Raw genomic sequence first — 12010 nt, 5'->3', positions numbered from 1 at the left:
GACACGGATTTCTAATATTCCAATCTGCGTCATCTGTGTAATCCGCGTCTGAAAGTTTACTCCTCTGCACGACAGCTTTTAGGCTTGCGCAGCACGGCATATATCATGAACACAAACCCCAGCAGGCAAACTACCGGAGCCACCTTGATGCGCCTCACACTAAAAATGTCCGGCTCAAAGGTCGTCGGGGTAGACACGGGGCCGGTCATCAGAAGAAAACCAATGATAACCACCGCCATTCCGATGCCAAGCAGGATAAAATTGGTCTTATCAAAAGCGAATTTCTCTTTACTCATCTATACATTTACTATTTTACTATTTACAATTTACTATTTGGAGGCTGCGATAACAGTACTTTCTCTCTATGCACTTCAAGGCGTTAAATATAATACAGTGTGCTTGCCTTCATCCTCAGATATTTGTTGATGGAAAGCAAAGCGCACAGCCACGTAATAAGTACACCGAACACCAGCACGGCACCCGACACCAGCACCATCACCTCGGGCGTAATCACCTTGACCAACTCCGGTTCGTAGGACACCAGCCAATAGGCGGCTCCCCACAGAATGCTGTCGGCTATGAAAGCGGCCAGCACACCTATCCAGAAATTGCGCCGCAGAAACGGACGACGGATGAATGCCCAGCTTGCTCCCACCAGCTTCATGGTGTGGATAAGGAAACGCTTGGAATATATAGCCAGACGGATGGTGTTGTTTATCAGCGCAAAGGAGATAAACGTCAGTATCACAGCCAGCCCCAGCAGCATCAAGCTGATATTCCTTATATTATCGTTCACGGCATCTATCAAGTCTTTCTGATAGAGCACTTCCTGGATATTGGTATTCTTTTTAATCAGTTTCTCTATTTTGGCGATGCTGTCCGAATTGGCATAGTCGGAATGCAGCTTGATTTCGATGGAGGCAGTGAAAGGATTGTAGCCGAGGAACTCTTGCGGGTCCGTACCCATCGCCTCAGTCTGCTCGCGGAGTGCCTGCTTCTTGGAAATGTATTCCGTCTGCTTCACAAAAGCCTCCTTGTCCAGCCTCTTCTGAAGCTTCAGGATGTCGCTCTCCTTCATGTCGTCACTGACAAGCACGGAGAAACTGATGTTCTCCTTGACGTACACGGAAAGATTATGAGCCGCGAGCACAAAGAATACGACCAGCCCCAACAGCAGTAACACCAGCGTCGTACTGATGCTGGACGTAATGAACTGCATGTCAAAATAGGATACCGAGTTATTCTTTGCTTTCATTATACCAATTATAAGTTACGAGTTACAAGCTACAAGTTATGTAAATCAGTCGCTATTAATCATTAATCCCTAATCCCTTTTCTCACCCTTTCTTCCTGAACACGTAAATCATGGAACTGCTGCGTTCCTTCTTCACCAACGCGCTGAACCAGGCCAGTGTACCGGTCACCATTCCCCGCAGGAAAGTACACGAGTGCCTCATGTGCTTTTCTGTCAGCATGGAGACGTAGAAGGCATCGAACGGCATGGGATGCCGCTCTGCCATGATGAAGCCATGCTTGGAACCGAATTGCTGGATGGTGCCCGGTGTGAAGTGCCACAAATGGCGGGGCACATCGTAGGCAGCCCAGTAAGCCCCGTATTTCTTTGCGTCGAAGGAGGAACAGTTGGGCACAGCTACAATCAGCACCCCCTTTTCAGTCAGCAGGGAGTGCAGGGTTTCCCACGTTTCGTTAAGGGGTTCCAGATGTTCCATGACATGCCATAGGGTGATGACGTCGAAACTGCCCGGTGCAAAATCTTTCAATGCCGTATGGGGTTTCACATCCAGATTGAAGTGTTCTTTGGCAAAGGCACGCGCCTGCGCACTCTTTTCCACAGCTTCCACCTGCCAGCCGCGACGCTGCATGGCATCGGCAAAGTAACCGGTCCCCGTACCCAAATCCAGCAGACGGCCCTCCTTGCGGTGTGCTTCACGGACCACAAGACGTGCCTTGCGTCCCAGCATATAGTTGCGCACCCAGTGGTACACGGAGTTCATCGCCCCCTTGCGGGTATCGGTATGTGAAATGTAATCAGGAGTTTCGTAGTAACGACCGATTTCAGCCTCCACGGGAAAGTCTTGCGTGAAAAGGAAACCGCAATCCCGGCAGCGGCACAAGTGGAACATTTCGCCCGAGGCATAATGGTCTACACATGTCAGGGCACGCTCCAAATGCGTTCCACCACATAACGGACAAGCTTTTATAGTGAGTTTATTCATCGAACGTTCTGCCAATAAGGAAGTGCAGCCCAAATGAAACAGACCACACTATACCTAAATTTGGTGCAAAATAACAAATAAAAAGTGATTTATAGGGCTTCCATTAAGGAGATTTAAGAAAACAAACGCTTACTCCGGCCAGCCGGCGGAACGAATGACCGACTGTTCGATATTAAGCGGACAACTGTCCGATAATGAACAGTTTTCGAAAGCATTTATTCATTGATTATCAACAACTTAAATATTTGGCATGGGAATTGACTATAATTAGGCGAAGGCGTTTGAGAAAAAGATTAGTTGGAATGCAACCTTTTAATCGGGAACAACGTCTAAAAGAAACAGAGTAAGTAACAACAATTAAAAATAAAGATTATGAAAACTACAAATTTATTCAAGGCAGTCGCATTCGTAGCAATGACTATCGTAAGCGTTATGAATACAGAAGTGAAAGCTCAGGAAAACAACTTCATCACCAATGAAGAAGTGAAAAACGAATTAGTAGTTGCCAAGACCATCTTTAAGCAAGACGGCGCACAACTTTACCGGCACATCCGTTATGAATACTCTTATGACGACCAGAAACGCCTGACCTGCAAGGAAGCCTCCAAGTGGGACGGTGCAAAAGATGAATGGATACCTTACTTTAAAATGACATACCAATATGGCAATGATGAAATCACCATGTCCTACGCACGTTGGAACGAGTCTCACAAGGCTTATGACAAAGACATGAAGAAAAGTGTGTATGAATTGAACGATGAAAACATGCCGGTAGCTTACAAACTCTACAACCAGGACGTTCCAAAGTCCGAATTGACCTTGGTAAGCTACAACAAGACCGACTACGTAGCGAATATTCTGGCCATGACAGAATAAAATTTAAAGTTTATAATATGGAAAAGCACGGACCGTGAGGTTCGTGCTTTTATTTTTATACCGATAGTGTCATCGAGACTGTACTCTGTCATATCCCGTCAGCCGGCTACCTCTTCTCCTTTCAGCGTAGCCGAACTGGATTCGGTAACCTTCACCATCACAAAATCGCCCACACGGTGCGTGCCACGGTCAAACACCACCACACGGTTCTGCTCCGTACGGCCGAACAACTGGTCGCGGCTGCGTTTGGAAACACCTTCCACCAGCACCTCGTACGTCTTGCCCACGCAACGGGCATTCGCCTCGGCAGAGAGACGGTTTTGCAAGGCGATGATTTCATTCAGACGGCGAATCTTCACCTCCTCGGGCACATCGTCCGGCAGATGCTTGGAAGCATGCGTACCGGGGCGTTCGCTGTACTTGAACATGAAGGCGGAATCGTATCCGCACTCCTCCATCAGCGAGAGGGAAAGCTGGTGGTCCTCCTCCGTCTCACTATGGAAACCGGAGAATATATCCGTAGATAAGCCACAATCGGGGATGATGCGGCGGATGGCTGCCACGCGGTCCATATACCACTCGCGGTCGTACTTGCGGTTCATCAGCTTCAGGATGCGGCTGCTCCCACTCTGTACCGGCAGGTGGATGTGCTTGCATACGTTGGGCATGTCGGCAATGACCTGGAGAGTTTCGTCGCTCATGTCTTTAGGGTGCGAGGTAGTGAAACGGATACGTACGCCCGGCGCTGCCTCTGCCACGGTGCGCAGCAGCATTGGGAAAGTAATCGTCTCTCCGTCCGGCTTCTCGAAGCGGTAGGAATTGACGTTCTGTCCCAGCAGGGTGACTTCCTTGTAACCCTTTGCCACGAGGTCGGCCACTTCATTGAGGATGCTTTCCACATCACGGCTACGCTCACGGCCACGGGTGTAGGGAACGATGCAGTAAGTACAGAAATTATTGCACCCACGCATGATGGAGACGAAGCCGGAGATGTGGTTTCCGCAAATGCGCGAGGGGATGACATCCCGATAGGTCTCTGTGGTGGAGAGCTCCACGTTCATTGCTTTCTCACCGGCCTCTACCGAGGCAATCAGTTCGGGCAGAGTAAGGTAGGCATCCGGCCCCACCACCAGGTCCACATGATGGTTGGTGATTAAGTCGTCCTTCACACGCTCTGCCATACAGCCCAGCACACCCACTATCAAGCCGCGTTTCTTCTTCTTGAGCGAGTGGAAGAACTCCAGACGGTTCAGAATCTTCTGCTCCGCATTGTCGCGGATGGAGCAGGTGTTCATAAACACTGCATCGGCTTCCTCCAGGGTGTCGGCCACCGAATATCCCGCCATCTGCATGACGGATGCAATCACTTCACTGTCGGCCACATTCATCTGGCAGCCGTAAGTCTCGATAAACAACTTCTTGTTGTCATCAGCAGTTGCAGATTTAAAGTCTGCTCCCGTTACTTTTTCCATAATCAGTTCGTTTAAAATCAGTTTATATCATAAGTTGGTATCTGTCATTCGGAGCGCAAAGATACTTCTTCCCTCCCAATAAACGGATGAAATGAAAGAAAAATGCCATTACAAGTTGTCAATCTGCGCCTTATCAGCTAATTTATGTTAAGAGAGCAAACATTTTCCGAGTGTTAATTTGGCATAGAGCAAATTAATTCACAAATTTGTGGAATGAAAGAAACATTAGATTTTTTCATAGTTAAGGTTTAGGTTAAAAAAATTAAGGGGAGCTGTGAAGCTGCCCTTTTTTATTACCAATTCCTTGGCTGTAATCAGATTAAATAATTAACTTTGCCCAAAAGCAAAGATAAGAGATAATTGCACTATCTTTGGGTGGAAAATCAAAAAGAATATGGAAGATGTCTTCAAGTTTCTGTTAGTTGCGGCTGTCATAGTAATCGGACTCGTCAAGCAGTTTAAGAAAGAAGCAAATAAAAATGCTGACAAGAGTCCCGATATACCTATGCCCGACGTTGACAACCCATTGCCCGAATACTGGGGCGGAGATACTTACGGAGGCTTTATTCCCAAAGGCCCCAAGCCGGCAGAAAAGCCCAAGCCGGTATCCAAACCGTCTGCCAAATCCAAGCACACTTCCATAAAGGCTTCCCCTCCCTCCCCGGCATCCCGTCCGCAGGAATCCGATGAAGTAACGTCCGAATACGGCATCCACTCGGCAGAAGAAGCGAGGAAAGCCATCATCTGGTCAGAAATACTTCAACGGAAATATTAAAGACAGTCGATAATTGCAGAACCAATTACGAGCCCCTTCAGAATCTTTACACGAAAAAATAACTATTTATATTATGGCACTCAATTACATTTCGGCAGCAGAAGCTGCGAGCCTGATTAAACATGGCTACAACATCGGCTTGAGCGGATTTACTCCCGCAGGAACAGCCAAAGCCGTTACGGCTGAATTAGCAAAAATCGCGGAAGCAGAACATGCAAAAGGAAACCCGTTCCAGATAGGTATCTTCACCGGTGCTTCTACCGGAGATTCCTGCGACGGTATCCTTTCACGCGCCAAAGCTATCCGCTACCGTGCTCCTTACACCACCAACGCCGATTTCCGCAAAGCCGTGAACAATGGCGAAATAGCCTACAACGACATCCATCTCTCACAGATGGCGCAGGAAGTACGCTATGGTTTCATGGGAAAAGTGAATGTTGCTATCATCGAGGCATGTGAAGTTACTCCCGACGGTAAAATCTACCTGACGGCTGCCGGCGGTATCGCTCCGACTGTCTGCCGCCTGGCCGACCAGATTATCGTGGAACTGAATGCCGCCCACAGCAAGAGTGCCATGGGTCTGCACGACGTCTACGAACCCCTCGACCCTCCTTGCCGCCGCGAAATCCCCATCTACAAACCGAGTGACCGTATCGGCCTGCCCTACATCCAGGTAGACCCGAAAAAGATTGTCGGCGTAGTGGAGACTAACTGGCCGGACGAGGCACGTTCGTTTGCCGCCGCCGACCCGCTGACCGACAAAATCGGACAGAACGTGGCCGACTTCCTTGCCGCCGACATGAAACGCGGAATCATTCCGCCTACCTTCCTGCCGCTGCAATCTGGTGTGGGCAACATTGCCAATGCCGTACTGGGTGCTTTGGGACGTGACAAGACCATCCCGCCGTTTGAAATGTACACAGAAGTTATCCAGAACTCCGTTATCGGACTTATCCGCGAAGGCCGCGTGAAATTCGGAAGCGCCTGCTCACTGACCGTAACGAACGACTGCCTGGAAGGCATCTACCAGGATATGGACTTCTTCCGCGACAAGCTGGTGCTCCGTCCGTCGGAAATCTCCAACAGCCCGGAAGTGGTGCGCCGACTCGGTGTTATCTCCATCAACACCGCCATCGAAGCCGACATCTACGGCAACGTGAACTCCACGCACATCGGCGGTACGAAGATGATGAACGGTATCGGTGGAAGCGGTGACTTCACCCGCAATGCCTATATCTCCATCTTCACCTGTCCGTCCGTTGCCAAGGAAGGTAAAATCTCGGCTATCGTGCCGATGGTTTCGCACATGGACCACACGGAGCATGACGTCAACATCATCATCACCGAACAAGGTGTGGCCGACCTCCGCGGCAAGAGTCCGAAAGAACGTGCACAAGCCATCATCGAAAACTGTGTTCATCCGGACTACAAGAACATTCTGTGGGATTACCTGAAACTGACCGACGGCAAGTCACAGACTCCCCATGCCCTGCGCGCCGCACTGGCTATGCACGCTGAGCTGGCCAAAAGTGGAGACATGAAGAATGTAGACTGGGCACAGTATAAATAAACTGCTCCCTAAAAAGGCGGAGAAAAACCGCCCGAAAGATATACCGCGTTGCATGTATATTTCCGGTTTGCTGGATCTATATATGCAACGCGTTGCATATATAGATGGAACACGCTGCATCTATAGATCCAACAACAAGCTATTTCAGTACCTACTACATCCCTGCATCAATTCCTGGCAAAACCTCCTTCTTACCGGTAAACTCACTATCTTTTGCTTCAGTTTCCTTTTCAGTTTCTTCAATCGATCTCTCACCGAGCCAACACTTATCGTTCGCATTGAGTGAAAAACTGCAATAATTTGTCTAGAGAAATACTTGCCTCCATTTAATCCCTCCTATTCATTGAAAGCGGGCTGCCCCGGAATCACTTCCCAGACAGCCCTTCCTTCACATTTAAAATGAAGATGCAGAGAGAGTAGTATGATGACACTCTATTCCTGACCTCCCCCTAACGCCTTGTAGAGGTTAATCAGGCTTTGTATTTCAGAAAATCGATTTGCCGTCTGTGCCAGTTGTGCGTTGAGCAATGTCTGCCGGGCGGTAAGCACCTCCAGATAGGTGGTGTTGCCATGCTCCATCAGCAGGGAAGTGCTGCGGGCAGCTGTCTGCAAGGAAGCTACCTGCTTGTCCAGCAGTTCGCTTTTGGATAGGCTTGTCTGCCAGGCAGTCAAGGCATCGTTCACCTCGCTGCCTGCATTCAGCAATGTCTGCTGGAAGGCAAGGGAAGCCTCCTCCTGCTGGGCACGGGCTATGCGGTACTGTGCAATGACCTGCCCGCGGGCAAAGAGCGGCTGCGTCAGCGAACCCACTGCCGAAGCCAGGAACTTGCCGGGATTCACAATCATTGAACCGGCAGAATTGGTCCAGCCCGCACTCCCGCCCAGCGTGATGGAGGGATAGAAGGCAGAGCGCGCCGCATTGGTGCCGTAGAACGCCGCTTCCAGTGTCCGCTCAGCCGAACGGACATCAGGACGGCAGGAAAGCATCTGAACAGGAATCCCTATAGAAAAGCCCACGGGGAACTGCTGCTCTGCCAGCACACCGCGCTCGTAATGACGGGGCGTCTCTGCCAGCAACAGCGCAAGGCTGTTCTCCACCTGGTTTATCTGTTCTTCCAAATCGAGCACGGAAGTCTGCACCTGATAGTACGTGGCCTCCATCTGCGACACGGCGGATTCGTTCGCCATGCCCGCATTCATCAGGGCACGGGTGGAAGCAACGGTTTCCCGCCACGTCTCTTCGGTCTGCCTGGAGATGGCAAGCTGCTGGTCCAGCATCAGCAGGGTATAGTAAGTATTGGCTATCCCGGCAATGAGCTGGGTACGCACGGCCTGGCGATAGTCCTGACTCTGCGCATAGAGCGCCTTCGACTGTTTCTTGGCATTGCGCATGCGGCCGAAAATATCCAGCTCCCAACTGGCAGTGACGGGCAGCGAATAGGTCTGTGTGGCCTTGCGGCTGTCAAAGCTGCTCACCGTGCCCTGCGGCGCAAGGGCAAAGGAGGGCAGGAAGGCAAGCTTTGCGGACAGCAGGGTAGCTTCGGCTTCCTCCACGCGGAGCTGTGCCGACTGGTAGTCGGTATTGTTCTGCAACCCTTGTCCGATGAGTGCCTGCAGATGTGGGTCGGTGAAAAGCTCGTGCCAGTCCATGCCGCCCAGGCCAAGGTCCAGGCTGTCTTCGGTGGCAGCCGGAGAACCGGCGAGGCTCTCCGTAAAAGCTGCCATTTCTTCCCCATAGAGGCCGTCGGGGACCTCGGTAGCGGGTTTGTATTTGGTGTACACGCCGCAACTGCTGAACAGCAAACCGGCGGCGGACAATAGGATGATATGTTTCTTCATTTTTTCCAATCTGTTTTTTTATTCCGTTTCCTCTGCATAAACTCAATTCTTCGCCCGTTCGGCCTCACTTTTCTGCTTTTCGAGCAATACCTGCACATCGGCTTCCTCCTCCATCGGCGGACGGATTTTCTCCTGCAGATACTCGAAAATGATGTAGAACACCGGAACGACGAAAAGCAATGCCAATGTTCCTACAAGCATACCGCCTACTACACCCGTACCCAGCGAAGAGTTGCCGTTGGCGCCCGCACCGCTGGAGAACATCAACGGAAGCATACCGAATATCATCGTCAGTACCGTCATCAGGATAGGACGCAGGCGGACCTGGGCAGCCGAGTAAGCCGATTCCACAATGCCCATTCCCTTGCGGCGGCGCTCGATGGCATACTCCGTAATCAGAATGGCTGTCTTGGCAAGCAGACCAATCAACATAATCACACCCGTCTGCAGATAGATGTTGTTTTCCAATCCCAGTACTTTGGCAAAGAGGAACGAACCCATCAGCCCGAACGGTACGGAGAAGATGACCGCAAACGGCACCAGGAAGCTCTCGTAGAGACATGCCAGAATGAGATAGATGAGGAAGATACACACGGCATAGATAAAGACCGTCTGCGCACCACCGGTGCTGGCTTCCTCGCGTGCCATGCCACCGTACTCGTAACCGTAGCCCAACGGCAATGTCTGTTCCGCCACTTCCTCAATCACTTTCTGCACTTCGCCGGAGGAATATCCTTCTGCCGGATTCACGTTGGCAGAGATGGCACTATACAGATTGAAGCGGTTGGCCGTCTCCGGACCAAGCACCCGGTTCAATGTCACAAACTGACTGACCGGAGCCATCTCCGCACCGTTGCGTACAAACATATTGCTCAACGCCTGCTCGTCCAGACGATATTCGGGCGATGCCTGCATCATGACGCGGTACACCTTACCGAACTGGTTGTAGTTGGAGATATAAGCTCCACCGCAATAACTGCCCAACGCATCGAGCACCGCACTCGGCGAGATGCCTGCACGCTTGCACTTGGCCGCATCCACATCTACCGATACCTGCGGGAAGTTCATGGCATAAGAGGTATACGCCATCGCCACTTCGGGCCGCTGGTTCAAGGCACCCAAGAACTGCATCACCGACTCGTAGAACACCGTTCTGTCACCGCCCGTCCTGTCCTGCAGGTTCAGCTCAAGGGAGTTACCCATACCGTAGCCCGGAATCATACCCGGCTGGAAGCTGAATATCTGTGCCTCCTTCACACCGTAGAACTGGGCATTGAGGCGTGCCACCACAGCATCGGACGTGTGTTCGCTTCCCTTTCGCTCACTCCAGTCCTTCAGACGAATGATGATGGTACCGTAGGAAGTTCCCTGGCCGGACATCAGCCCGTAGCCTGCCACCTTAGAATAGTGCTCTATCTCAGGGGTATGTTTCAAAATGTCCTCCAGCTTGTCCATCACCTTCGTGGTTTCTTCCAGTGTGCTGCCCGGCGAGGTGCTGACGTTCACCATGATGACACCCTGGTCCTCCTGCGGCACAAGCCCCGTCTTGGTGGTACTCATCAAGTAGACCAGCAGCACGATGGCGGCTACCAATGAAGTCCATACCATCCAACGGTGGCGGATGAAGAACATGACACCTTTCTTATACTTGCCCAGCACGGCGTTGAACGAAGCATTGTATGCCGCACGTACCCGTCCGTTGATGCTCTTCGCACTCTTCGTACCGTCCGACGGACGCATCATGATGGCACACAAGGCGGGACAAAGCGTCAATGCCGAAATCATGGAGATGCCCACTGCCGTTGCCATCGTAATGCCGAACTGCGTATAAAACACACCCGAAGTACCACCCATAAACGTCACGGGGATAAACACCGCCATGAACACGCAGGTACAAGAGATGATAGCCATCGTCACATCGCCCATCGCATCCTTCGTGGCAAGGTAGGGAGACTTATATCCGGCGTCGAACTTGGACTGCACAGCCTCCACCACCACGATGGCATCGTCCACCACCGTACCGATGGCAAGCACCAGCGCAAACAGCGTCAGGATGTTGAGACTGAACCCCGCAGCCACCAGGCAGGCAAACGTACCGACCAGCGACACGATGATGGAGATGGACGGTATAAGCGTACTCTTGAGGTCCTGCAAGAAGAAGTACACTACCAGAATCACCAGGATAATGGCAATGACCAGCGTCTCCACCACATTGTGTATGGAAGCGAAGAGGAAGTCGTTGGAGCTCATCATCGTCACAAACTCCGTCCCTTCGGGCAGGCTCTTCCTCATCTCGTCTATCTGTGCGGTAATCTGCTTGTTGACGGCGGTTGCGTTGGAGCCTGCCGTCTGGAACATCATGAAAAGTACAGCCGGCTTGCTGTCCATCTCACTGCGGAAACTGTAAGTCAGCGTGCCCAACGCCACATCCGCCACGTCCTTCAGACGGAGCACGGAACCGTCGCTCTGCGAACGGACCACCGTGTTCTGGAATTCCTCCACACTCTTCAGGCGTCCGCGATATTTCATCGTAAACTGGAATACGTTCTTTGAATTTTCGCCCAGCGAACCGGTGGGCGCTTCGATGTTCTGCTCGCCCAATACGGCAGTCACATCCGAGGGAACCAGTCCATACTGCGCCATCCGTTCCGGTTTCAGCCAGATACGCATACTGTAAGTATCGCCCAGCTCCATTACATCACCCACACCCTCGATACGCTTGATTTGCGGAATCACGTTGATGTCGAGGTAATTGGCAAGGAAGGTCTGGTCGTAGCGTCCGTCGGTGCTTACCAAAGCACCGATTTGCAGGAAGCTGGTCTGTCGCTTCTGGGTAGTCACACCGATTTTCGTTACTTCGGCAGGCAGCAGTCCCTGCGCTTTGGATACGCGGTTCTGTACGTTCACCGCAGCCATGTCGGGGTCCGTGCCCTGCTTGAAGTAGACCTGTATGGTGGCAGAACCGGCATTGGTGGCGGTAGAGCTGATGTACATCATGTTCTCCACACCGTTGATACTCTCTTCCAACGGCATGATGACACTGTTCAGTACGGCTTCGGCATCGGCACCGGTGTAGTTGGCGCTGACGTACACCGTGGGAGGTGCAATATCAGGATACTGTTCCACCGGCAGCGTAAAGAGCGAGATAAGCCCTATCACCAGAATCAGTACGGAGATGGAGATAGCCATCACCGGCCGCTTTATAAATATATTTCCTTTCATCTTAATGGGTCATTGATAG

9 protein-coding genes are annotated in these 12010 nt (G+C 51.4%); 3 read left to right on the top strand and 6 right to left on the bottom strand.

Annotated elements, in window-relative coordinates:
* Positions 1 to 56: 56 nt before the first annotated feature.
* The 3 genes from DWX62_RS15455 to DWX62_RS15445 all read right to left on the bottom strand — a co-directional run bounded on the left by DWX62_RS15455 (position 57) and on the right by DWX62_RS15445 (position 2237).
* A complete protein-coding gene (locus DWX62_RS15455; protein WP_005833999.1) occupies positions 57 to 296 on the bottom strand; it encodes a DUF3098 domain-containing protein in 240 nt (79 codons plus the stop codon).
* A gap of 83 nt (positions 297 to 379) precedes the next feature.
* Positions 380 to 1255: a permease-like cell division protein FtsX gene (locus tag DWX62_RS15450; protein ID WP_005825286.1), complete on the bottom strand. Its 876-nt coding sequence runs from the start codon at positions 1253 to 1255 to the stop codon at positions 380 to 382.
* Positions 1256 to 1337: 82 nt separating this feature from the next.
* Positions 1338 to 2237, bottom strand: coding sequence for a class I SAM-dependent methyltransferase (locus tag DWX62_RS15445; RefSeq protein WP_005833996.1), 900 nt, complete (start codon positions 2235 to 2237; stop codon positions 1338 to 1340).
* 372 nt (positions 2238 to 2609) lie between these two features.
* Here DWX62_RS15445 and DWX62_RS15440 point away from each other — a divergent pair, with 372 nt between their 5' ends.
* Entirely contained in the window at positions 2610 to 3113 is a 504-nt protein-coding gene (locus tag DWX62_RS15440; protein ID WP_005833994.1) for a DUF3836 domain-containing protein, read from the top strand.
* 98 nt (positions 3114 to 3211) lie between these two features.
* Here DWX62_RS15440 and miaB read toward each other — a convergent pair whose 3' ends face one another.
* Positions 3212 to 4585 (bottom strand): tRNA (N6-isopentenyl adenosine(37)-C2)-methylthiotransferase MiaB, encoded by a 1374-nt coding sequence (gene miaB / locus DWX62_RS15435; RefSeq protein ID WP_005833992.1) that lies wholly within the window; start codon positions 4583 to 4585, stop codon positions 3212 to 3214.
* 394 nt (positions 4586 to 4979) lie between these two features.
* Here miaB and DWX62_RS15430 point away from each other — a divergent pair, with 394 nt between their 5' ends.
* Positions 4980 to 5360 carry a hypothetical protein gene (locus tag DWX62_RS15430; RefSeq protein WP_057254107.1) on the top strand — a complete coding sequence of 127 codons (381 nt, stop codon included), beginning with the start codon at positions 4980 to 4982 and terminating at the stop codon, positions 5358 to 5360.
* A 73-nt stretch (positions 5361 to 5433) separates the two neighbouring features.
* On the top strand, positions 5434 to 6930 hold the full coding sequence (locus DWX62_RS15425; protein ID WP_009037535.1) for an acetyl-CoA hydrolase/transferase family protein: 1497 nt from the start codon (positions 5434 to 5436) through the stop codon (positions 6928 to 6930).
* Between the two features lie 432 nt (positions 6931 to 7362).
* On the opposite strand, the gene DWX62_RS15420 is transcribed toward DWX62_RS15425, so the two are convergent.
* Together DWX62_RS15420 and DWX62_RS15415 are read right to left on the bottom strand one after the other, a co-directional pair.
* Positions 7363 to 8769 carry a TolC family protein gene (locus DWX62_RS15420; RefSeq protein ID WP_117719978.1) on the bottom strand — a complete coding sequence of 469 codons (1407 nt, stop codon included), beginning with the start codon at positions 8767 to 8769 and terminating at the stop codon, positions 7363 to 7365.
* A gap of 42 nt (positions 8770 to 8811) precedes the next feature.
* Entirely contained in the window at positions 8812 to 11991 is a 3180-nt protein-coding gene (locus tag DWX62_RS15415; RefSeq protein WP_057281500.1) for an efflux RND transporter permease subunit, read from the bottom strand.
* Positions 11992 to 12010: the final 19 nt, after the last annotated feature.

It is taken from the genome of Bacteroides sp. AF20-13LB, assembly GCF_003603065.1.
GTDB lineage: Bacteria > Bacteroidota > Bacteroidia > Bacteroidales > Bacteroidaceae > Bacteroides > Bacteroides uniformis.
Note: the sequence above shows the minus strand (reverse complement) of the source record. Positions and strands in the feature narration are given on the sequence as shown.

Excerpts from the sequence above, each read along its gene's own strand:
- DWX62_RS15455 (WP_005833999.1), bottom strand. The coding sequence starts at position 296 with ATGAGTAAAGAGAAATTCGCTTTTGATAAGACCAATTTTATCCTGCTT.
- DWX62_RS15450 (WP_005825286.1), bottom strand. The coding sequence starts at position 1,255 with ATGAAAGCAAAGAATAACTCGGTATCCTATTTTGACATGCAGTTCATT.
- DWX62_RS15445 (WP_005833996.1), bottom strand. The coding sequence starts at position 2,237 with ATGAATAAACTCACTATAAAAGCTTGTCCGTTATGTGGTGGAACGCAT.
- DWX62_RS15440 (WP_005833994.1), top strand. The coding sequence starts at position 2,610 with ATGAAAACTACAAATTTATTCAAGGCAGTCGCATTCGTAGCAATGACT.
- miaB (WP_005833992.1), bottom strand. The coding sequence starts at position 4,585 with ATGGAAAAAGTAACGGGAGCAGACTTTAAATCTGCAACTGCTGATGAC.
- DWX62_RS15430 (WP_057254107.1), top strand. The coding sequence starts at position 4,980 with ATGGAAGATGTCTTCAAGTTTCTGTTAGTTGCGGCTGTCATAGTAATC.
- DWX62_RS15425 (WP_009037535.1), top strand. The coding sequence starts at position 5,434 with ATGGCACTCAATTACATTTCGGCAGCAGAAGCTGCGAGCCTGATTAAA.
- DWX62_RS15420 (WP_117719978.1), bottom strand. The coding sequence starts at position 8,769 with ATGAAGAAACATATCATCCTATTGTCCGCCGCCGGTTTGCTGTTCAGC.
- DWX62_RS15415 (WP_057281500.1), bottom strand. The coding sequence starts at position 11,991 with ATGAAAGGAAATATATTTATAAAGCGGCCGGTGATGGCTATCTCCATC.